General features: G+C 53.0%; 26 protein-coding genes. 9 read left to right on the forward strand and 17 right to left on the reverse strand.

Annotated features, from left to right (window positions below):
* Nucleotides 1-100 precede the first annotated feature (100 nt).
* From ahcY to ACTJI9_RS11590, 7 genes are all read right to left on the reverse strand, one after another.
* On the reverse strand, nucleotides 101-1,501 hold the full coding sequence (ahcY, locus tag ACTJI9_RS11560) for an adenosylhomocysteinase (protein ID WP_115054527.1): 1,401 nt from the start codon (nucleotides 1,499-1,501) through the stop codon (nucleotides 101-103).
* 173 nt (nucleotides 1,502-1,674) lie between these two features.
* On the reverse strand, nucleotides 1,675-2,820 hold the full coding sequence (locus ACTJI9_RS11565) for an alpha-hydroxy-acid oxidizing protein (protein ID WP_115054526.1): 1,146 nt from the start codon (nucleotides 2,818-2,820) through the stop codon (nucleotides 1,675-1,677).
* 49 nt (nucleotides 2,821-2,869) lie between these two features.
* Nucleotides 2,870-3,184: an HPr family phosphocarrier protein gene (locus ACTJI9_RS11570; RefSeq protein ID WP_115054525.1), complete on the reverse strand. Its 315-nt coding sequence runs from the start codon at nucleotides 3,182-3,184 to the stop codon at nucleotides 2,870-2,872.
* A 9-nt stretch (nucleotides 3,185-3,193) separates the two neighbouring features.
* Nucleotides 3,194-3,595 carry a PTS sugar transporter subunit IIA gene (locus ACTJI9_RS11575; protein ID WP_115054524.1) on the reverse strand — a complete coding sequence of 134 codons (402 nt, stop codon included), beginning with the start codon at nucleotides 3,593-3,595 and terminating at the stop codon, nucleotides 3,194-3,196.
* A 162-nt stretch (nucleotides 3,596-3,757) separates the two neighbouring features.
* Nucleotides 3,758-4,225, reverse strand: coding sequence for an HPr kinase/phosphorylase (locus ACTJI9_RS11580; RefSeq protein WP_307281543.1), 468 nt, complete (start codon nucleotides 4,223-4,225; stop codon nucleotides 3,758-3,760).
* A 4-nt stretch (nucleotides 4,226-4,229) separates the two neighbouring features.
* On the reverse strand, nucleotides 4,230-6,017 hold the full coding sequence (locus ACTJI9_RS11585; RefSeq protein ID WP_115054522.1) for a sensor histidine kinase: 1,788 nt from the start codon (nucleotides 6,015-6,017) through the stop codon (nucleotides 4,230-4,232).
* A gap of 108 nt (nucleotides 6,018-6,125) precedes the next feature.
* A complete protein-coding gene (locus ACTJI9_RS11590; RefSeq protein ID WP_162802600.1) occupies nucleotides 6,126-6,845 on the reverse strand; it encodes a response regulator transcription factor in 720 nt (239 codons plus the stop codon).
* Between the two features lie 311 nt (nucleotides 6,846-7,156).
* On the opposite strand from ACTJI9_RS11590, the gene ACTJI9_RS11595 reads away from it, so the two are divergent.
* The 4 genes from ACTJI9_RS11595 to ACTJI9_RS11610 all read left to right on the forward strand — a co-directional run bounded on the left by ACTJI9_RS11595 (nucleotide 7,157) and on the right by ACTJI9_RS11610 (nucleotide 10,555).
* Nucleotides 7,157-8,767, forward strand: a complete 1,611-nt coding sequence (locus ACTJI9_RS11595; RefSeq protein WP_440808476.1) for a phosphoenolpyruvate carboxykinase — start codon at nucleotides 7,157-7,159, stop codon at nucleotides 8,765-8,767.
* Nucleotides 8,768-8,860: 93 nt separating this feature from the next.
* Nucleotides 8,861-9,298 (forward strand): alternative ribosome rescue aminoacyl-tRNA hydrolase ArfB, encoded by a 438-nt coding sequence (arfB, locus tag ACTJI9_RS11600; RefSeq protein WP_115054794.1) that lies wholly within the window; start codon nucleotides 8,861-8,863, stop codon nucleotides 9,296-9,298.
* Between the two features lie 117 nt (nucleotides 9,299-9,415).
* A complete protein-coding gene (gene lysM, locus ACTJI9_RS11605) occupies nucleotides 9,416-9,874 on the forward strand; it encodes a peptidoglycan-binding protein LysM (RefSeq protein ID WP_115054520.1) in 459 nt (152 codons plus the stop codon).
* 66 nt (nucleotides 9,875-9,940) lie between these two features.
* Nucleotides 9,941-10,555 carry an alpha-ketoglutarate-dependent dioxygenase AlkB gene (locus ACTJI9_RS11610; protein WP_115054519.1) on the forward strand — a complete coding sequence of 205 codons (615 nt, stop codon included), beginning with the start codon at nucleotides 9,941-9,943 and terminating at the stop codon, nucleotides 10,553-10,555.
* Here the strand turns inward: ACTJI9_RS11610 and coaA are convergent.
* The 7 genes from coaA to hisB are packed head-to-tail and all read right to left on the reverse strand — an operon-like array spanning nucleotide 10,542 to nucleotide 15,170.
* Entirely contained in the window at nucleotides 10,542-11,555 is a 1,014-nt protein-coding gene (coaA, locus tag ACTJI9_RS11615) for a type I pantothenate kinase (protein WP_440808124.1), read from the reverse strand. The two genes, ACTJI9_RS11610 and coaA, sit on opposite strands and share 14 nt — an antisense overlap.
* 2 nt (nucleotides 11,556-11,557) lie before the next feature.
* Nucleotides 11,558-11,881 carry a phosphoribosyl-ATP diphosphatase gene (locus ACTJI9_RS11620; protein ID WP_336440320.1) on the reverse strand — a complete coding sequence of 108 codons (324 nt, stop codon included), beginning with the start codon at nucleotides 11,879-11,881 and terminating at the stop codon, nucleotides 11,558-11,560.
* A 13-nt stretch (nucleotides 11,882-11,894) separates the two neighbouring features.
* Complete coding sequence (hisF, locus tag ACTJI9_RS11625; RefSeq protein WP_115054517.1) at nucleotides 11,895-12,680, reverse strand: imidazole glycerol phosphate synthase subunit HisF; 786 nt, start codon at nucleotides 12,678-12,680, stop codon at nucleotides 11,895-11,897.
* Nucleotides 12,677-13,420: a 1-(5-phosphoribosyl)-5-[(5-phosphoribosylamino)methylideneamino]imidazole-4-carboxamide isomerase gene (gene hisA, locus ACTJI9_RS11630; protein WP_115054516.1), complete on the reverse strand. Its 744-nt coding sequence runs from the start codon at nucleotides 13,418-13,420 to the stop codon at nucleotides 12,677-12,679. Before hisA ends, hisF begins: the two co-directional genes overlap by 4 nt.
* Nucleotides 13,417-14,067: an imidazole glycerol phosphate synthase subunit HisH gene (hisH, locus tag ACTJI9_RS11635; RefSeq protein ID WP_440808129.1), complete on the reverse strand. Its 651-nt coding sequence runs from the start codon at nucleotides 14,065-14,067 to the stop codon at nucleotides 13,417-13,419. Before hisH ends, hisA begins: the two co-directional genes overlap by 4 nt.
* Nucleotides 14,068-14,069: 2 nt before the next feature.
* Entirely contained in the window at nucleotides 14,070-14,558 is a 489-nt protein-coding gene (locus ACTJI9_RS11640) for a DUF2628 domain-containing protein (RefSeq protein WP_440808130.1), read from the reverse strand.
* Nucleotides 14,559-14,561: 3 nt separating this feature from the next.
* On the reverse strand, nucleotides 14,562-15,170 hold the full coding sequence (hisB, locus tag ACTJI9_RS11645) for an imidazoleglycerol-phosphate dehydratase HisB (protein ID WP_440808132.1): 609 nt from the start codon (nucleotides 15,168-15,170) through the stop codon (nucleotides 14,562-14,564).
* 194 nt (nucleotides 15,171-15,364) lie between these two features.
* Between hisB and hslV the strand changes: the two genes are divergently transcribed.
* From hslV to ACTJI9_RS11670, 5 genes are all read left to right on the forward strand, one after another.
* Nucleotides 15,365-15,919, forward strand: coding sequence for an ATP-dependent protease subunit HslV (gene hslV / locus ACTJI9_RS11650; protein ID WP_336440322.1), 555 nt, complete (start codon nucleotides 15,365-15,367; stop codon nucleotides 15,917-15,919).
* The gene (locus ACTJI9_RS11655; protein ID WP_336440323.1) at nucleotides 15,909-16,469 is read left to right on the forward strand and encodes a GNAT family N-acetyltransferase; all 561 of its coding nucleotides are present in this window, start codon (nucleotides 15,909-15,911) and stop codon (nucleotides 16,467-16,469) included. The genes hslV and ACTJI9_RS11655 overlap by 11 nt, the downstream gene beginning before the upstream one ends.
* Nucleotides 16,466-17,767, forward strand: coding sequence for an ATP-dependent protease ATPase subunit HslU (hslU, locus tag ACTJI9_RS11660; RefSeq protein ID WP_115054510.1), 1,302 nt, complete (start codon nucleotides 16,466-16,468; stop codon nucleotides 17,765-17,767). Before ACTJI9_RS11655 ends, hslU begins: the two co-directional genes overlap by 4 nt.
* Before the next feature lie 79 nt (nucleotides 17,768-17,846).
* Nucleotides 17,847-18,260, forward strand: a complete 414-nt coding sequence (locus tag ACTJI9_RS11665; RefSeq protein WP_307281511.1) for a lysozyme inhibitor LprI family protein — start codon at nucleotides 17,847-17,849, stop codon at nucleotides 18,258-18,260.
* A gap of 88 nt (nucleotides 18,261-18,348) precedes the next feature.
* Nucleotides 18,349-19,317, forward strand: coding sequence for a DUF1402 family protein (locus ACTJI9_RS11670; RefSeq protein WP_115054792.1), 969 nt, complete (start codon nucleotides 18,349-18,351; stop codon nucleotides 19,315-19,317).
* A 29-nt stretch (nucleotides 19,318-19,346) separates the two neighbouring features.
* Here ACTJI9_RS11670 and ACTJI9_RS11675 read toward each other — a convergent pair whose 3' ends face one another.
* Genes ACTJI9_RS11675 through mltA form a run of 3 tightly spaced genes read right to left on the reverse strand, consistent with a single transcriptional unit; the run spans nucleotide 19,347 to nucleotide 21,357 of the window.
* A complete protein-coding gene (locus tag ACTJI9_RS11675) occupies nucleotides 19,347-19,718 on the reverse strand; it encodes a helix-turn-helix domain-containing protein (protein ID WP_115054508.1) in 372 nt (123 codons plus the stop codon).
* The gene (locus ACTJI9_RS11680) at nucleotides 19,715-20,260 is read right to left on the reverse strand and encodes a Smr/MutS family protein (RefSeq protein WP_440808138.1); all 546 of its coding nucleotides are present in this window, start codon (nucleotides 20,258-20,260) and stop codon (nucleotides 19,715-19,717) included. Before ACTJI9_RS11680 ends, ACTJI9_RS11675 begins: the two co-directional genes overlap by 4 nt.
* The gene (mltA, locus tag ACTJI9_RS11685) at nucleotides 20,257-21,357 is read right to left on the reverse strand and encodes a murein transglycosylase A (RefSeq protein ID WP_440808140.1); all 1,101 of its coding nucleotides are present in this window, start codon (nucleotides 21,355-21,357) and stop codon (nucleotides 20,257-20,259) included. Before mltA ends, ACTJI9_RS11680 begins: the two co-directional genes overlap by 4 nt.
* Nucleotides 21,358-21,362: the final 5 nt, after the last annotated feature.

Here is a 21,362-nt window from a genome sequence, read left to right on the forward strand (position 1 = left end):
ACCTTGAGGGAATCGACGGGAAGAACTATGCGCAAAAAAGAAAGCCGGAGAATTTGTCACTTCTCCGGCTTCTATATATTGTAGGTATATTCTAGCTATATCAATATCTGTAGTGGTCAGACTTGAATGGACCCTTTGGAGTCACCCCGATATAGGCAGCTTGTTCTTCCGAAAGAACCGACAATTTCGCTCCGAGCTTGTCGAGATGCAAGCGCGCAACCTTTTCGTCGAGATGTTTCGGCAAGACGTAGACTTCATTCTTGTACTGATCACCACGGCTATAAAGCTCGATCTGGGCCAGAACCTGATTGGTGAAGGAGGCTGACATAACGAAGCTTGGATGGCCTGTTGCATTGCCCAAATTCAATAGGCGGCCTTCGGACAGAAGCAAAAGACGCTTGCCGTCTGGGAACGAAATCATGTCGACTTGCGGCTTGATGTTGTTCCATTTGAGATTGCGCAGGGCCGAAACCTGGATCTCGTTGTCAAAGTGTCCAATATTGCCAACAATGACCATGTCTTTCATCTGACGCATATGGTCGATGGTGATGACGTCCTTATTGCCGGTCGTGGTGATGATAATATCAGCCGTTGGTGCTGCATCTTCCAGCGTGACGACTTCAAAACCATCCATGGCTGCCTGCAAAGCACAGATCGGATCGACTTCAGTTACCTTGACACGAGCACCGGCACCCAGCAGCGACTGGGCCGAGCCTTTGCCGACATCGCCGTAACCGCAAACAACAGCGACCTTACCGGCCATCATGACGTCGGTTGCGCGGCGAATACCGTCAACCAGCGATTCCTTGCAGCCATATTTATTGTCGAATTTCGACTTGGTAACACTGTCATTGACGTTGATTGCGGGGAAAGGCAGCAGGCCCTTCTTTTGCAACTGATAGAGACGGTTAACGCCCGTTGTGGTTTCTTCGGTAACACCCTTGATCGCATCGCGCTGCTTGGTGAAGAAGCCCGGAGTTTCCTTCATGCGCTTCTTGATCTGCGCGAAGAGGATTTCCTCTTCTTCGCTTTCCGGCTTCGAAAGAACATCTTCGCCAGCTTCGGCGCGCGCGCCGATCAGAATATACATTGTGGCGTCGCCGCCATCATCGAGAATCATGTTGGATGGCTGACCATCCGGCCACTGGAAAATCTTATCCGTATAGGTCCAATATTCTTCGAGCGACTCGCCTTTAATCGCAAATACCGGCGTGCCGGTTGCGGCAATGGCTGCTGCAGCATGATCCTGGGTAGAGAAAATATTGCATGATGCCCAGCGCACTTTTGCACCCAGCTCCTGCAAAGTCTCGATCAGAACCGCTGTCTGAATGGTCATGTGCAGCGAGCCGGTGATGCGCGCGCCTTTGAGCGGCTGCGACTTGCCGAATTCTTCACGGCTGGCCATCAGACCTGGCATTTCGGTTTCAGCAATGTCCATTTCCTTGCGGCCCCACGCGGCCAGCTCAAGGTCCTTGACTACGTAATCCTGCTTATCGGCCATCTTTTTTCAGCTCCGTCTTTGTTATTTGGATCGGCAAGGCCCAGTTTTTCAGACCGCCGGAGATGCGCTTGACTAGCAGATATGCCATCCGCATACAATGGGATATAAAGAAATCCTTATGCGTGCATATGCGGCATCAAGCAACTGCGCCATTTCTGTTGATGATTTTGATTTTACCGGAAGCGCAGGTTCTCGCGGGAAAGCTGATCAATGGAGGTGCAGCCCATAAGCTTCATGCCTCTTTCAACCTCTATTCTCAAGAGATCGACAGCGCGATCGACCCCTTCCTGTCCTGCGGCAGCGAGCGGAAACAAATAATACCGGCCGACACCCACCGCCTTTGCGCCTAGGGAAAGCGCCTTCAAGACATGCGTTCCCCGCTGAACGCCGCCATCCATGATCACGTCAATCTTGTCGCCGACAGCATCGACAATTTCGGCCAGCTGATCAAAGGCAGCGCGCGATCCATCCAGCTGGCGGCCACCGTGATTTGAAAGGATGATACCCGTGCAGCCGATATCGACTGCTCTTTTTGCATCGGCCACCGACATGATGCCCTTAAGACAAAACTGCCCCGACCAGAGCTTGACCATTTTTTCCACATCATCCCAATCCAAGGACGGATCGAGCATCTCCGTAAAATATTTGCTGATCGACATGGCTCCGCTTTCCATCTGCACATGCCCTTCAAGCTGCGGCAGCCTGAACTTTTCATGTGAAAGATAGTTCAACGCCCACATCGGCTTGATGGCGAATTGCAGCATTCCTGCCAGATTGAGTTTGAAAGGAATGGAAAAACCGGTCCGCTTGTCACGTTCGCGGTTTCCGCCGGTAATACTATCGACGGTCAGCATCATCACTTCAACGCCCGCACCCTTGGCGCGCTCCATCATGGCGTGGTTGAGCCCGCGATCCTTGTGAAAATAGAATTGATAGACCTGTGGGCCGCTATGCTGCTTGCGCAACTGCTCAAGATCGACAGTTCCTAGCGAGGAAACACCAAACATTGTGCCATATTTGGAAGCGACATTGGCCACGGCATGTTCGCCGCGATGATGGAAGAGACGCTGCAAGGCTGTTGGAGACAAATAGAATGGCAGGGCCAATTTCTGTCCCATAATCGTTACCGACATATCGACGGATTCAACGCCGCGAAGAACGCTTGGGAGAAGGTCGCAATTTTCAAAACTTGCAGCGTTGCGGCGCAGCGTAACCTCATCATCAGCCGCTCCATCGATATAGTCGAAGATGGGGCCGGGCAGACGCCGCTTGGCCAAGGCTCTGAAATCATGGAAATTATAGCAATCGCGCAGACGCATCGAAACCTCGTATCGGGCTCAGGAAAAGTGATCTCTCAGCGATCGAGGCTCAGGCTTCTTCACCAAATTTATCCGCAATCAAAACGCCAAGCGCTTTCATGACTTCGGAAGCCTGGCGACCAGAGGCGCTGACTTTGATGCAGCAACCGGGCGAAGCTGCCAGCATCATCAATCCCATGATTGAGGTGCCGCCGACGGTCATTCCATCTTTTTCGACACGCACATGAGCATCATATCCGTCAACCAGTTGGACGAACTTCGCAGAAGCACGCGCATGCAAGCCACGCCTGTTGACGATCTCGAACAATTCAACGAGCGCGTTTTCCGCATTAAATGTGCCAGTCGTTTCGGCAGTCAGACGCATTTACTACCTCTATTTGGCTGTCAGCACCTGGCTGGCAACATTAATGTACTTGCGTCCGGCATCCTGACTTTCCTTCAAGGAGGCAGCCATGTCGTTGGTAAGCCGAACACTGGAAAGCTTGATCAGCATTGGAAGATTAACGCCGGCGATAACTTCCACACGTCCAGCTTCCATTACCGAAATTGCAAGGTTGGAAGGTGTTCCGCCAAACATGTCGGTGAGGATAATGACGCCTGAGCCATTGTCAGCGCGAGCGACAGCATCAACGATGTCCCGCCGGCGCTGCTCCATATCATCATCTGCACCGATCGAGACGGTCTCCAGATATTCCTGCTGCCCGACCACATGCTCAACCGCATGATGAAACTCTTCGGCCAGTCTTCCGTGCGTCACAAGCACGAGTCCGATCATTCTGAAACTGCTCCTGTCGCGCCAGCCCGTTTAAGAGTAGGCTTTTTCTGCGCTCTAAAATGCCCCGTTTGGCAGGTGTCGCATTCTGGCAGGACGAATCGCGAAGGCAAGCAGAAAATGTCATCCACATGGCAGTCAGTCATTTTATCGCAGGATAACTCGTTAACCCGCTGAATCCACCAGCTTATTTTTCCATTCTGGCTTGAATAACCATGCCTCAACCGAACGGCAGGCGGATTCAACTTCACCCGCAGGTAGGTCCAAATGCGCAATTGCGACACCTTGCAGTTGTATATGGGTGTTTTCATGTAATCGCACAACCTGCGCGGGCTCAACCAGACGTACCATAAGGTGAATCACCGCGTGCGGTTCATAGGCAAATGCGTGCAATCCTGAGCCGCGCACTTCCATTCCACCGCGTAGCGTATCGGGAGGCGAGCAAATCAATCGTCCGGAAACGGCTCGCACCAGACATTGATCATCACTGACCAATGTTGCATAGCGGCCCTCGGCAAAGGCTCTTTGCAAAAGAGCATGGGCGAGAGACGATTTGCCGGAACCCGAAGCCCCGATGATTATGATACCCCGATCACCAATCACGACAGCAGTGGCATGAATCAGTTCGGACATCCGATTATGCCTCGACCGGCAAAATGGCTATGAACCGTGCGCCAAGGTAATTTTCCGGATTTTTCGGATCAATGATATTTTCGGCATTCAACGTGCCGCCATGGGCTTCGATGATCTGGCGGCTGATCGAAAGACCAAGTCCTGAGTTTTGTCCAAAGGCCTCACCCGCTGGTCGATCCGTATAGAAGCGCTCAAAAATGCGGTCTATCTGTTCGACGCGAATACCGGGGCCATTGTCTTCAACGAGGATGCGGATTCGGTCGCCCAAATGCTGGAGCGTGACTGTGATGACGCCATTTTCAATGGGAACAAACGAGCGGGCATTTTCAATAAGATTTGACACCACCTGCCCAAGCCGCAAATCATGGCCAACGACAAAAAACCCTTTTCGGTTATTTGGCAGCTTGTCCACGACGAACTCGATACGTGTATCTTTCTTGTTCCGCCGAACCTCGCGCGCGGCTACCACCAGATTGCCCAACAGGAATTTGAGATCCACATGCTCGGAATCTTCACGGGCAAGTTCTGCATCAAGCCGTGATGCATCGGAAATGTCCGTGATCAAGCGATCAAGACGGCGCACGTCGTGCTGAATGACATCCATCAACCGTTTGCGGGAATCATCATTCTTGGCCAATGGCAAGGTTTCAACAGCACTACGCAGGGATGTGAGCGGATTCTTCAACTCGTGGCTGACATCGGCAGCAAAGCTTTCGATCGATTCAATCCGCGCGTAAAGCGCATTTGTCATGTCACGAATTGAGGTCGAAAGGTGCCCGATTTCATCCTGCCGCTCGGAAAAATCAGGGATTTCCTCGCGGTTTTTCACACCATGGCGAACGCGATCCGCGGCCGCAGCAAGCCGACGCAACGGATTGGCAATTGTCGAAGCCAGAAACAGGGAAAGAATGGCCATGACCAGCGCTGCAACCGTGAATACACGGATAATTGCATAGCGTTCACCTTGGACGATCTTATCAATGTCACCGCCTTCGGTCGACAGGAGCAAAACGCCGAGCACAGCACGAAAACGCTGGATCGGTACGGCAACCGATACGATCTGCTCGCCTTTTTCCGTCATGCGCACGACAGTTGCCGGTTGTCCCGTCAGGGCTTTAACGATTTCCGGATAGGACGAGCCATTACCGCCGGGCAATTCCTGGTAGATCGGCAAATCGCTTCGACGCAAGAGCCGTGTCATGCGATTGGTAAGACGCTCGAAAAAACTGGGCTCTTCCCCATCAATGGGTGGGAGGTCATAACGGAGCACCTGCCCGCGTGAATAAAGATGACGAGAATCGAGCAGGAGATTCGAATCCCGGTCATAAATGCGAGCACGGGTGCGTGTGGGAGAAATCAGCCGGCGCAGGACAGGAGCCACGCGTTCGGGATTGATGGGAAAATCGAGATTATCGAGAACGTCAGGGGAAGGCGTGATGCTTTGCCCTGCCTGGAGCTCCAGCAGTTTTTCCGGATCAATCGCAATGGAATTTGTATCCACAGTGGCCGATGAGGCAATTGCACCAGCGATGATCTCGCCCTGCGTCATTAAGCTTTCGACGCGTGCATCAATCAACCCGTCGCGAAATTGATTGAGATACATGATGCCGGAGAGCAGCACGGCCAAACCTGCGAGATTCAGGAAAAGAATGCGCCGTGTCAGGCTTGAGAAGAGATAGTTTCCAAAGACCCGATTGAGCGGCTTGAACAGCCGACGCAAGGCAACCGAGCGCTTCCGGCGCATGACGGCGCTCTTGCGCGTAATATTGCCGCCTCGCAGTTCGGCTACCATCTTTGCCTCAAAACATCAGGAACGGGTTGTCTCATCGCACTCATATCACGTTGAGACAACCGAATTTTACAGCCGATTGGTCGGCTTTGAAAGCAGGCTTGCCCGCAATCAGGTTTCGCGGAAGCGATAACCAACGCCATAAAGCGTTTCAATCATATCGAAGTCGTCGTCAACGACCTTGAACTTCTTGCGCAGGCGCTTGATGTGACTGTCGATTGTACGGTCGTCAACATAGACCTGTTCATCATAAGCAGCATCCATCAAAGCATCGCGGCTTTTCACAACGCCGGGGCGCTGTGCCAAGGAATGCAGAATGAGGAATTCGGTGACTGTCAGGGTTACCGGCTCACCCATCCATGTGCAGGTATGGCGTTCCTGATCCATGACCAATTGGCCGCGCTCAAGCGACTTGGCCTGTACGCTGCCTGGCTTGGCGGTATTTTCACGTGCGGCGACCCGGCGCAAAACTGCCTTCACACGCTCGACGAGCAGGCGTTGTGAAAACGGCTTGGTGATAAAATCATCCGCGCCCATCTTCAAACCGAACAGCTCATCGATCTCATCGTCTTTCGATGTGAGAAAGATAACGGGCAGATCCGATTTCTGACGAAGGCGGCGCAAAAGTTCCATGCCATCCATGCGCGGCATCTTGATATCGAAGATCGCGAGGTTGGGTGGACGTGCAGTCAGGCCATCCAATGCCGAAGCACCATCTGTATAGGTCTCTACGCGATAGCCTTCCGACTCCAGTGCGATGGATACGGATGTCAGAATGTTGCGATCGTCATCAACGAGCGCAATAGTCTGCATTGCGGGTACTTCCCTCATGCCCTGCCTTCCTGTGTGCTACAAACCTGTGCGCTTGTGCCGGACAAATTAGGTACAAAATGTGGCACAGATCGCAAACCTTGTCATCCAATCACTTTTACAGGTGTTTTTTGCTGGTAAATAAGGCGGGCTTGCCTCTTCGCAACTAAACCGATTTAAAAAAAATTAAAATCTTTAAATCGATTAAACGTTTGAAACTATTTGATTTTTCTGCTTTTGACCAATTCATGTCGCATTTTACATTGAACATGTAGAGTGAGATTAACCAAAAGTTTGACCCATGCACCTTCTTAAACAATGGCGGACAGATGATTAGAGAGATCGGCATCCACAACGCGGCAATCGCGCTCGGCAACTCAGGTTTAAAGGGCGTTTCGGCGGCCTATTATAATCTTGGAACTGCTGAACTCTATGAGGAAACATTGCGCCGCGGCGAAGCTGTCTTGACGGCGCAAGGCGCACTCGTCGCCCGCACCGGCCAGCATACGGGCCGCTCTCCCAAGGACAAGTTCGTCGTTCGCGATGCCTCCACGGAGGGTAATGTCTGGTGGGACAACAATTCGGCAATGTCGCCTGAGGCGTTCGAATTGCTTTATGCGGACTTCATGGAGCAGGCAAAGGGCAAGGAACTCTTTGTTCAGGATCTCGTCGGCGGCGCTGACGAAGATTACAAGCTTAATACGCGCGTGATCACCGAGTTTGCTTGGCACTCCCTGTTTATCCGCAATCTTCTCATTCGTCCGGAACGCGAGGCTTTGGCCGATTTTGTTCCGCAAATGACCATTATTGATCTGCCCTCTTTCCGCGCTGACCCGGCGCGGCATGGCACGCGGACAGAGACGGTCATCGCCGTCGACCTCAATCGACTTATCGTTCTGATCGGCGGCTCGGCCTATGCCGGTGAAATGAAAAAGTCAGTCTTCACGGCGCTCAACTATATTCTACCGGGTAAAGGCGTCATGCCTATGCATTGCTCGGCCAATGAGGGCCCTGATGGCGATACTGCGGTGTTCTTTGGCCTTTCCGGCACCGGCAAGACAACACTTTCGGCTGACCCCACCCGCACCCTGATTGGCGATGACGAGCACGGCTGGGGTGAGCACGGCGTTTTCAACTTCGAAGGTGGCTGCTACGCCAAGACCATTCGCCTCTCCGCGGAAGCCGAACCGGAAATTTTCGCAACGACACAGCGTTTTGGCACTGTTCTGGAAAATGTCGTTCTGGATGACAAGCGCCAGCCCGACTTCAATGATGGTTCGTTGACGGAGAACACGCGCTGCGCCTATCCGCTCGATTTCATTCCCAATGCATCGAAAACCGGCAAGGCGAGCCATCCAAAGAATATCATCATGCTTACAGCCGATGCTTTTGGCGTCATGCCGCCAATTGCCAAGCTGACACCCGCCCAGGCAATGTATCATTTCCTTTCCGGATACACCGCCAAGGTTGCGGGCACCGAGCGTGGCGTTACCGAGCCGGAGGCGACATTCTCTACCTGCTTCGGTGCGCCATTCATGCCTCGGCATCCTTCGGAATATGGCAATTTGCTCCGTCAACTGATCGCTGACCACAATGTTGATTGTTGGCTGGTAAATACCGGTTGGACAGGCGGTGCCTATGGCGTTGGCAAGCGCATGCCGATCAAAGCAACGCGCGCACTTTTGTCCGCCGCTCTAGACGGCTCACTAAAAAGCGCTGAATTCCGCACAGACCCGAATTTTGGTTTTGCGGTGCCTGTTTCTGTAAATGGCGTTGACAATGCGATCCTCGATCCGCGCTCAACATGGTCGGACAAGGCAGGCTATGACGCCCAGGCGAAGAAGCTTGTCGACATGTTCATTCGCAACTTCGACAAATTCGAAAGCCATGTCGACAGCGATATTAAAGCCGCTGCCCCACACACGCCGGTTGCAGCGGAGTAAGGGTAGCGGTCCCATATTTGAAGGCCCCGCTCACCATGCGGGGCTTTTTTTATGGTTCTTCCAGAGAATCAAAGTTTGGGCTACCAATCTGTCATGGAAGAAAGCCGTAACCGCATAAAGATCAACAACCGAATCTGGATCGACGAGAGCGATCTGGAAGAGAATTTTATTCGCTCGGCAGGTCCCGGTGGGCAGAATGTCAATAAGGTTTCCACCGCCGTTCAACTGCGCTTCTATGCTGTGAAAGCAGGTTTGCCGGAGGAAGTTCTGGCAAGGCTTATCGCGCTGGCTGGTCAGCGGGCAACCAAAGACGGCGAGATTCTGATTGAAGCAAATCGCTTTCGTACACAGGAACGCAACCGTCAGGATGCGCGCGAGCGCATGGTGGCGCTGATTGCAAAAGCTGCCGAACCGCCACCGCCACCGCGCAGAAAAACCCGGCCCACAAAGGGTTCAATAGAACGCCGACTGAAAGAAAAGTCGGGCCGTTCCGGGGTTAAAAAGATGCGCGGGAAGGTTCAAGGCGATTGATAGGGATCAATTGGCTCATTACCGCGTTATGGTTCGGGTTCAAATCATCCTTTCCAAAGCAGGTATGAAATGTCACAACAATGCCTGTCGATTTGAACAATCAACAAGGAGCCAGTTATGGGACTATTTGATTTCGTAAAATCCGTAGGCAAGAAAATCGGTATTGGCGATGAAGAGCCTAGCGCCGAAGATCTGAAGAAGGAACTCGATTCCCACAAGCTCGGTACCGAAAACGTTGAAGTGGCAATCGAAGGTGACAAGGCAGTGCTCAAGGGCAATGTCACCAATCAGGAAATTCTTGAAAAGGCGATTATTGCGGTTGGCAATTCGCTCGGTGTCTCGAAGGTGGATACGGGCGGACTGACTGTTGACCAGACGACGACAGGTTCTGTCGCCAAGACGCCCGTCTTCTATACTGTGAAGAAGGGCGACAATCTTTGGAAGATCGCAGAGTCCCAATATGGCAAGGGTAAGGGCGCGAAGAACACGCTCATTTTTGAGGCCAACAAGCCAATGCTGAGCCACCCGGACAAGATTTATCCAGGCCAGGTGCTGCGTATTCCTGAACTTGGCTGAGTAAAGCTTCATGAACCCACAAACCCGGTGCATGGCGCCGGGTTTGTTTTTTGAGGTCGCAGGTCAATGATATTGCTCGCGCCGGGCATCCGCTACTTTCCTGATTATTTCACCCAACAGCAGCAGACCGCGCTGCTGGAAGAAATCCGGACTGTAGTAGCGGCAGCGCCGCTTTATGTTCCGGCAATGCCGAGAACCGGCAAGGAAATGAGCGTGCGCATGACCAATTGCGGCTCACTGGGCTGGGTTACTGACAAAGAATTCGGCTATCGTTATCAGCCGACACATCCCGTCACGCAGCAACCTTGGCCCGCGATACCACAATCGCTAGTCGAGCTTTGGCTCAGCGTTGGCGATTATCCGCAGCCTCCTGAGGCCTGTTTGATCAATTTCTATTCCGAAACAGCAAAAATGGGACTTCATCAGGATCGCGATGAGCAGAATCTTGAGGCACCCGTTGTCTCGGTTTCCTTGGGGGACACGTGCCTTTTCCGTTTTGGTGGGACGAACCGGAACGACAGGACGCAATCCATCAAGCTTTCAAGTGGCGATGTTGTTGTGCTGGGCGATGAAGGCCGATTGGCATTTCATGGGGTAGATCGTATTTATCCCGGAACCTCTACTTTGCTGAAAAGCACAGGCCGGATTAATCTGACACTCAGGCGCGTTACAGCTTCCTGAGCGCCACCTCTTCCACAAGGTGATTATCGCCCTTGCGCAGGATAAGGTCCGCACGGGGCCTCGTCGGCAGGATGTTTTCGCGCAGGTTTTTCAGGTTGATATTTGCCCAGAGGCTTTCGCCAATTGCCCTGGCGGAATCATCGGAGATTGTCGAATAGCGATGGAAGAATGAGCTTGGGTCCTTGAACGCTGTCTCACGCAAGCGCATGAAGCGATCAATGTACCATTTGTGAATTTGCTCTTCATCCGCATCAATATAGATCGAAAAATCGAAGAAATCCGAGACAAACGGCACCATCTTGCCATCTTCCGGCAAGTCACGCACCTGCAGCACGTTGATGCCCTCGAAAATCAGGATGTCTGGCGCATCGACAGTCTGAAATTGCCCCGGCAATACGTCATAAGTTAAATGGGAATAGAGCGGCGCATTGACGTTGCGCTGGCCTGCCTTGATCTGCGAGAGGAACCGCAGCACCATGCCGACATCATAGCTCTCCGGAAATCCCTTGCGTTCCATCAGGCCTTTGGTCCGCAAAACATCATTGGGATAAAGAAAGCCATCCGTCGTTACGAGATCAACTTTCGGGCTTGAGGGCCAGCGCGCCAGCAGCTCTTTCAATACACGCGCCGTGGTCGATTTACCCACCGCAACCGATCCCGCAACGCCAATGATGAAGGGGGTCTTGAATGCGTCATCCGTATTGAGAAACTGGCGGCGCTGGTAGAACAGTAATTGACTGGCCTCGACATGGGCCGAAAGCAGACGCGAGAGCGAGAGATAGATCCGGCTCACCTCATCAAGATCAATCGGATCGTTCAACGAACGCAGGCGCTTGATTTCTTCATTGGTGAGGGTAATTGGCGTATCGGCGCGAAACTCAGCCCAGCGTTCTGCACTGAAGAAGTGGTACGGAGAAAATTCGCTGGGTGCCAATTGATCCACGACGTCGCCCTCCACAGCTATGATCGCCTGCCTGCCGCTTGCCGGGCCCGTGAACATGGTCAGCCCTGCCCCCGCGCAGCTTTCTCCTCAAGTCCGGTCTGTCTTGTCCGATGTTCCAGCTCTTGCAGAACCTCATCGAGCTTGACGCCGGAAATTCCCAGGACGACCAGCAAATGATAGAGCAAATCCGCGCTCTCGGAAACAACGCCTTCCCTGTCGCCGGAAACTGCCGCAATGACTGTCTCGACGGCTTCCTCGCCAAGCTTCTGGCTGGCCTTGCCAATACCTTTGGCATAAAGGCTGGCGGTATAAGACTGGATATCCGTGGAGCTGGCGCGCGTTGCAACGATACGTTCCAGATCCGCCAAGGTGAATGCAGTCATCAAAATTCTCCAGTCAACGAACGGGGTCCAACCGCATCGGGATTCCCGCAGCGGCCATATGCGCCTTCGCTTCCGCAATCGTATAGGTTCCGAAATGGAAAATGGATGCAGCAAGCACCGCTGATGCATGGCCTTCCCTGATGCCCTCAACCAAGTGATCGAGATTGCCCACGCCACCAGACGCTATGACAGGGACACGCACGGCATCAGCGATGGCACGCGTAACAGGCAGGTCGTAGCCGATCTTCGAGCCATCGCGATCCATGGAGGTCAGCAGAATCTCGCCTGCCCCCAGATCGACGACCTTGCGGGCAAATTCGACGGCATCAATGCCCGTTGCATTGCGGCCGCCATGGGTGAAAATTTCCCAGCGATCCACTTCGTTGCCGGTTGATACTTTTTTGGCATCTATGGCGACCACGATGCACTGATTGCCGAATTTGTCCGCGGCCTCGGCGATAAAGTCGGGATTTACCACCGCAGCCGTATTTATCGATACTTTGTCGGCTCCGGCCAGCAACAATTTGCGGATATCGGCTACGGTCCGAACACCGCCCCCAACTGTCAGCGGCATGAAACATTGCTCCGCAGTGCGGGCAACAACGTCGAAGATCGTCTCGCGATTGTCCGACGACGCCGTAATATCGAGGAAACAGAGTTCATCTGCCCCTGCGGCATCATAGGCTTTTGCCGCCTCCACGGGATCACCGGCATCAATGAGGTCAACGAAATTGACGCCCTTGACGACACGCCCATCCTTGACATCCAGGCAGGGAATAACGCGCGCTTTCAAGGTCATGCTGCGCGCTCCCGTGCCTGGCGAAGTACATTCAACGCTTCTTCAGGATCGATGCGACCGTCATAAAGCGCGCGACCTGAAATAGCGCCCTCAAGCCTGCGAGCATCCGGCATGGTCATGCGAACAATATCGGCAATCGAGGCGAGACCACCTGACGCAATGACCGGGATGGAAACGGCTTCTGCAAGCTGCAATGTCGATTCCCAGTTAATACCGGCGAGAATGCCATCCCGGTCTATATCCGTATAGATAATCGCGGCGACGCCAGCGCCCTCGAACTTTTTCGCAAGCTCGATGACGCCAAGTGTTGATGCCTCTGCCCAGCCCTCGACAGCAACTTTGCCGCCTTTGGCATCAATGCCGACAGCCACTTTGCCCGGGAAATGTTTACAGGCTTCGACAACAAGTTCCGGATCACGCACAGCAACTGTCCCCAGAATGACACGGGACAGGCCCTTTGCCAGCCAAGCTTCAATATGATCAAGGGTTCGGATACCGCCACCGAGTTGCACGGGATTTTTCGTCGCCTTGAGAATTGCTTCTACAGCCGCGCCATTGACGGACTCCCCGGCAAAAGCGCCGTTAAGATCCACCACATGCAGCCATTCAAAACCCTGATCTTCAAATGCCTTCGCCTGCGCGCCTGGATCGGTATTGTAAACCGTTGCCTGATCCATATCGCCAAGCCTCAAGCGGACGCATGCTCCGTCCTTCAGATCAATCGCCGGAAAAAGGATCATGGGTTCCACCTCAAGAAATTGCCTATAAGCGCAAGGCCAAGGGCTTGGCTCTTTTCCGGATGAAACTGTGTTCCAGCCATATTGTCGTTGGCAACTGCCGCGGTCACTGGTCCACCATAATCGGTAATAGCAAGAACATCATTTTCTATCTCCGCATCGAGGAAATAGGAATGGACGAAATAGGCATGCAGCCCCTTCGGTCCGGTTTCGATACCGTCGAACAGCGGATGCGGCCGGGTCAAACGAATGGTATTCCAGCCGATCTGCGGGATTTTCAAGTCCTGGTCGGACGGCACCATTTCGCGGACATCGCCCTTGATCCAGTCAAAGCCGGTCGAAATGGTCTTTTCGAGGCCACGTGACGACATTAATTGCATGCCCACACAAATGCCGAGGAAGGGTCGCGCTTTTTCAACGGCTACCTCATGAATGGCCTCGACCATGCCCTCTACCGCGTGGAGCCCGCGACGGCAATCAGCATAGGCGCCAACGCCGGGGAGTACGATGCGATCGGCCGTTCGCACACGTTCCGCATCCGATGTCAGATCAATGGTCGCATTGATCCCATTTTCATGCGCCGCACGTTCAAAGGCCTTCGTGGCCGAGCGCAAATTGCCCGAACCATAGTCAATAATCGCAACGCGCATGTTCAGTTCTCTCCGCGATGGCTTACAAGCCCGACCATTCCATCAAGCGCTAGCGTCGTGCTTGAACGATAGGCCGGCAGGTCGGTCTTTGGCGCCGGTTCGCTCAACGGCTCGGCCATAAAATCAGGTCCATGAAAATAAGCGATTTCTGCGTCAGCCGCAGTTTCTGCATCAATGACGGCACGCTGCTCGAAACCATTGCGTTCAAGCTTTGCATAACGCCAGCGGCGCGCCTCGAGCCCAACGAACAGGGAAAGAAGCGCAGTGATGAGAGTCGCCAGACCTGCATGGTTCGTATAGTTTCCAACCAGCGAGATGATTATTGTTGCCACAAACACCAATGCGGCCTCAAACCACAGACGTTGCAGCACGAGCCACGGCACGGGGAAAATGAACCCAAGCCATGCAAATCCGTCACGGATGAAAACCGTGCGGTCATCATCCCGTCGACCGTTACGTAACTGCGGCGTCAGTACAACAAAGCTGGCCATAACTCAGCCTTTCAGACTGCCCTTCGTTGAAGGAATAGCATCCTTCTGGCGCGGGTCGGTTTCTATTGCGTGCCGTAACGTACGGGCCACGGCCTTGAAGCAGGTCTCGGCAATATGGTGATTGTTTTCGCCGTAAAGATTGGCGACATGCAATGTAATGCCGGCATTTTGCGCCAGAGCATGGAAGAATTCGCGTACCAGTTCCGTATCAAACGTGCCGATCTTATGTGCCGAGAATTTTACGTGCCAGACAAGATAGGGCCGCCCAGAGACATCCAGCGCCGCGCGCGTCAATGTTTCATCCATGGCCAGATCGAGCGAAGCATAACGATTAATGCCACGGCGCTCACCCAGAGCCTTGGCGATGGCTTGGCCGATAGCAATGCCGGTGTCCTCAACGGTATGATGATCATCGATATGCAGATCGCCATTGGCCTTGATATCCATGTCTATCAGGGAATGCCGCGACAATTGCTCCAGCATATGGTCAAAGAAACCGACACCGGTTGCAATATTGAATGCACCGGTTCCGTCCAGATTGACCGAAACGGCAATGCTGGTTTCCTTGGTTGTCCGCTCTACCTTCGCTTCACGCGTGCTGACGCTTGTCATGCCTCTATCCCGCTTGGAGAAATACCTTTAATTGTGGCCTTCTAAAACACGAATGCCGAATCTCCAAATGCTTTGATGGCTTAGGGTTATAGACTCATTTGCATTTCCGTAGCGGCATCATACATAAGTGGAACAGAAGGGGTTCGCTGCACTGCTTTGATTAGGGTACAGGCGAACGCGCTTAAGGAGTTAATATGCAAGAACACAACCCCTCCACCATGTATGGAACCACCATCGTAACTGTCCGCAAGGACGGTAAGGTGGTGATCGCCGGCGACGGACAAGTCAGCCTCGGCAATACTGTTATGAAAGGCAATGCCCGCAAGGTACGCCGTATCGGCAAGGGCAATGTCATTGCCGGTTTTGCCGGTGCTACAGCAGATGCCTTCACATTGCTTGAACGGCTCGAATCCAAACTTGAACAATATCCTGATCAGTTGATGCGCGCATGTGTCGAACTTGCCAAGGATTGGCGTACAGACCGGTATTTGCGCCGCCTCGAAGCCATGATGCTGGTCGCCGACAAATCGGTTACGCTCGCGCTTACCGGTAATGGCGATGTGCTCGAGCCTGAGTATGGCGTAATGGCCATTGGTTCTGGTGGCAATTTTGCCCTGGCAGCAGCAAAGGCATTGATCGATACGGACAGGAGCGCAGAAGAAATCGCCCGCCGTTCCATGCAGATTGCAGCTGATATCTGCATTTACACAAATACAAGTGTAACGCTTGAGTCGCTTGATGCCGCCTGAACTAGAATCCGGACAGAAGTTTCGTTACCGCTTCATCCCGGTTGAACCACGCCATCTGAATATGATTTCGCAATGGCTGGCAGAACCGCATGTGGCACAGTGGTGGAACGAAGATCCTGAAAAGGAATTGGCCGACATCGCGGACCATATGGATAGTATTTCGGTTGAGCCATTCATAATCATGCTTGGTGACGAGCCTATCGGCTATCTCCAGACCTATGATCCACATCTTGAGGATGATCATCCTTACCAGGATCAGCCGAGCGGAACACTTGGGATCGACCTGATGATTGGTGAGCCGGACCTTATCGGCCAAGGGCATGGTGCACGGCTGATCGATGAATTCGTATCGCTCCTGTTCGAAGAAGGGGTGCCACGCGTGATCGTCGATCCGGACCCGGCCAATAAGCGGGCAATCAGGGTCTATGAAAAGGCTGGCTTTGCGGCATTTGATACGAGGACGTCAATTTATGGTCCCGCCCTTATGATGGCACGGGATAATTTGGAAATTTGGCCCGAAGACGGGCAGGAAGAAACGAGAATCCAATGACAACATTTTCTCCAAGAGAAATCGTCTCCGAACTTGATCGTTATATTATCGGCCAGAATGACGCAAAACGTGCCGTTGCTATTGCGTTACGTAACCGTTGGCGTCGCCAGCAGCTGGAAGGCCAGATGCGCGAAGAGGTCATGCCCAAGAACATTTTGATGATCGGACCGACTGGCGTCGGCAAAACGGAAATCTCACGTCGTCTCGCCAAGCTTGCGGGCGCGCCGTTCATCAAGGTTGAAGCAACCAAGTTTACCGAAGTCGGCTATGTGGGCCGTGACGTTGAACAGATTATTCGTGATCTGGTCGAGGTTTCCATCGGGCTTGTACGCGAGAAAAAGCGTGAAGATGTGAAGGCCAAGGCCCATGTCAATGCGGAAGAGCGTGTACTTGACGCACTGGTCGGCAAGACCGCCAGCCCTGCAACCCGTGACAGCTTCCGCAAGAAACTGCGGGATGGCCTGATCGACGACAAGGAAATCGAAGTCGAGATTGCCGACTCCGGCTCGCCAAGCTTTGAACTACCCGGCATGCCCGGTGCAAATATCGGCGTCCTCAATCTCAGCGACATGCTTGGCAAAGCTATGGGCGGACGCACCAAGACGGTCAAAACCACCGTCAAGGAGTCCTATGGTGTCTTGATCAATGACGAGTCGGATAAACTTCTCGATCAGGATCAGATCACACAGGAAGCGCTACGGTCCGCCGAGAATGACGGCATCGTCTTCCTTGACGAAATCGACAAGATTGCAGCGCGTGACGGCGGAATGGGTGCAGGCGTATCGCGTGAAGGCGTGCAGCGCGATCTGTTGCCGCTCGTGGAAGGAACGACGGTCGCGACCAAATATGGTCCGATCAAGACCGATCACATCCTGTTCATCGCGTCAGGGGCGTTCCATGTGTCCAAGCCTTCCGATCTGTTGCCGGAATTGCAAGGCCGCTTGCCCATCCGTGTCGAGCTTAGCGCCCTTACACGCGATGACATGCGCCGCATCCTGACGGAGCCGGAAGCAAGCCTGCTCAAGCAATATATTGCGTTGATGGCGACTGAAGAGGTCAAACTCGATATTACCGATGATGCAATTGATGCATTGGCCGATATTGCCGTTGATCTCAATTCGACCATCGAGAATATCGGAGCACGGCGTCTGCAGACGGTTATGGAGCGCGTGCTGGATGAGATTTCGTTCAATGCGCCGGACAAATCCGGAGCTGAGTACACGGTCGATGCCAAATATGTGCGCGAGACTATCGGCGACATGGCTAAAAACGCTGATCTTTCGCGTTTCATTCTCTAGCATTGCAAATAAGGGAAATCGCGATGGAAAACCATCGCGATTTCTTATTTAATGGGCGAGTCGCAACAGGAGATATCCCATGCGTTTCTTGCAATCCGTTCTGACGCTCATCATACTTTTCACGACCGTGCCTGCTGCCCTTTCGGCTGAATCCTGTGACAAGCCTAATAGCAGCCAAGCGGATCTCAACGAATGTTACAGCAATACCTATAAGCACTCAGACACCCAGTTGAATGCGCTTTACAGACAGATTACTGCTCGCCTGAAAGACGATGCGCAAACAACGAAACTGCTTGTGACTGCTCAAAAGGCTTGGGTTGCCTTTCGTGATGCAGAGTGCAATTTTTCAACATCGGGAAGTGCAGATGGCAGCGTATACCCCATGATGCAGTCCATATGTCTGAACGGTTTGACTGCATCACGCATCGAAGATCTGAAATCCTATTTGAAGTGCGAGGAAGGCGACATGAGTTGCCCAGTTCCCGCACAGTGAACTGACTTGATATCCAGATTGAGGTTTTTCTGGCTTTCGTCTGAACAAGCCGCTATTGCGGGCTTCTGACTGGATTTCTGGATCGATGATGAAACGAACCCTTTGCCTTTTTGCAACCAGCTGTTTTTTGCTGTTTTCCGTAACTGCCCAATCCGCATTGGCCGTAACCATGGTTCCGGAGGGCAATCGCAATGCAAGTCAGCCTGGCGTGCCAGCCGCTTCCGCCAAACGGACGCGCGAGATGAACACCACCTATGAGGCCAAATATCAAAAAATTTACGGCCTGCTGAAGAGCGACACGAAGCTGCGATCAAAAATTGCCAGCGTTTCCAGAACCTATGGCATTGATCCCGTTCATGTTGCCGGCGCCTTGGTCGGTGAACACACCTACAATGTCGATGCCTATGACAGGTTGCAGACCTATTACGTCAAGGCGGTTTCATATCTGAAACAAGGCCTCAGCTTTGACTATAAGGGAGAAACCATTGGTGATTTTGTCAAGCGACCCCAGTTTGCTGAATGCAATAAGTTTAAGGACAGCCTGCGCCTTTGGTCATGCCGGGAGAATGTCTGGGATACTACTTTTCGCGGGAATAATGTCGGCGGGATCAGCTACCCGAACAATCGCCTGAGCGCGGTTTTCTTCCAGCCATTCTATGCCGGCCAGAGTTTCGGCTTAGGCCAGCTCAGCCCGCTTGTCGCATTGCAAATGACGGACATGGTCAACCGCTATTCGGGATTGCCGCGTCTTGATGCGGATAATGCCAGTGAAGTTTACAAGACAATCATGGATCCTGACCTGACGTTGCCCTATATGGCGGCAACATTGAAACACTCGATCGATGTGTATAGGCGGGTTGCGGATCTCGATATATCCAAGAATCCCGGTTTGACAGCGACACTTTATAATACAGGCGGCGCGGATGCGCGCGCTCGGGCTCTGGCAAATATCAACGCACAACGTGTTGCCAATGGCGAACCGCTGCAAATGCCGGAAGAAAACTATTATGGTTGGCTGGTCAATGAGAAGGCTGATCAGCTTAAGGCGCTTTTCTAAAGCATTTCAAGCAAACAGGCGCAGGCAAGCTAGCGTTTGCGTCTGGGGGGCAGCAGTTTCAACTTGCCAATGAACAACTGCGTCGTTTCCTGATCCATATCCTCAATCCGCATGGCAAGCAGATTTGCAAGCTCAGTTACAGACGGCGAAAGCCCACCCGTATCGATCGTTACACGGGGTTGCGAAATCAGAGCCAGTCTCTGCAATTCCTCCGCCTCATCCCAGATAATATTGAAATACTGAATGATGCGCTGGAGCTTGTCCCATGTCGGTTGGCCACGACGCCCATGTTCAAGCGCCGAAAGATAGGCCGCTGAAACGCCTATGGCTTTCGCCATGTCCTTTTGCGAGACGCCGCGTTCCTGGCGCAAATCCCGCAACCTTTGACCAAAGGGGGTCATGATGCCTCGCGCCGCAGACGGACATAAATCGCTCCGGTCCCGCCATGATTGCGCGCAGCATCCTCATAGCCATTGACCAGAATGCGAAAAGCCGGGGTTGTAAACCATAAAGGCACGGCTTGGCGAAGCACACCATCACTTCCGAAAGATGATCCTTTGCCCGTGATGACAAGCACATGACGTAGTTTCCGCAAATGAGCACGCTGCAGGAAACCGAGCAGCAAACCATAGGCCTCGCTTTGCGTCAGCCCGTGAAGATCAATGCGACCTTCTATGACCACGCGGCCCTTGGCGATTTTCTTATGGGTAGGTTTGTCGATTGGATGGAGCAGATGAGGTCTGGGTGCCGGTTTTGCAGGAAATACGGGTACCTGTTGTTTTGGCCTTTCGGGAGCAGAAGGTTGCTGTTCCGTATTGTCAGCTTCATCCGCCACGAAAATCGGCTTATCCTTACCCTTGAGAGGGCGCGCTGTCTTGGCAACCGTTTCCCAAAGTATCCGGTCTTCAAGCGTGGCAAATTCTGGTGTTGCCTTTTTTTTCATTGGCTTGGACCCAACACGCTACGCGGCACCAGTACATAGAAATCCGCATTGTGACGAATAACACCAGCTATCTCGCCAGCCTCATCACCGGAACCTGCGAAAAGATCGCCGCGGGCGGGTCCGACAATTGCCGATCCGGTATCCTGCGCGATCATAAGACGGGAAAAACTTTTGCCTCCAAATGCGTCCAGGTCGGGAGCATGAATATAAAATGGCGTGCCAAATGTATGGAGAAGCCGGTCAACAGCCATGGAACGGCCACCCATGAGCGGCACCTTTGCCGCTGCAATTGGCCCGAGATCTCTCTCAACAACCGGCGCTTCCCGGAAAAAAATGTAAGAGTGGTTGTTCCACAAGAGTGCCTGCGCCTGTTCTGGATTATCTGCGAGCCATTTGCGGATCGACTGCATCGAAATGTTTTCGGGTTCGATTTCCCCGCGATCCAGCAATATCTTGCCGACGCCCGTGAAACGATGTCCGGACTTTGCCGCATAGGTTATACGGCGCAAACTGCCATCAAGCATCTTAAGCCGTGCGGCACCTTGAACATGGATAAAGAACGCATCGATAATACTGTTCACGAAAGCGATTTCGAGCCCTTGCCCGTCAAGGGCACCGCTTTCGATCGCCTGGCGATCGAAATATTCGACAGGTCCATCCCGGGTCTGCCGGGCAAAAGCAAAATAGGGATCGAGCCCGGCGGGGCGGTTGTCATCATCTATATCGATCAGATCGGCGGGCCGCCTGAGAAATGGAACGGGATATTCCCGGGTGCGGATCGGGGATGCAATAACTTCCGGTTCATAAAATCCGGTAACAAAACCGCTTGCCGAATTGTCAGGTTTTATAAAAGCGGGCCGGAACCATCTGGCGAAAAATTGGCGGGCTTGCGCGTCTGTTTCGACAATTGTTTCACGTGAATCAGCGAAAATTGGCTCAAGCGCTTCAAATGAAATGCCAAGTGATCCTGATTTATAGGGCTTTTCCAGAACATGGTGGGCTGAGCGCCGAAAGGCTTTGAACGCCTCTAGCTGATTATCCTCCTCCCAACCGGGGCAATTATTAAAGTCCACCGGTTGCAACAGGGGCGATAACATATTCT

The sequence above is a fragment of the Phyllobacterium sp. 22552 genome, from assembly GCF_052044585.1.
Classification (GTDB): domain Bacteria; phylum Pseudomonadota; class Alphaproteobacteria; order Rhizobiales; family Rhizobiaceae; genus Phyllobacterium; species Phyllobacterium ifriqiyense.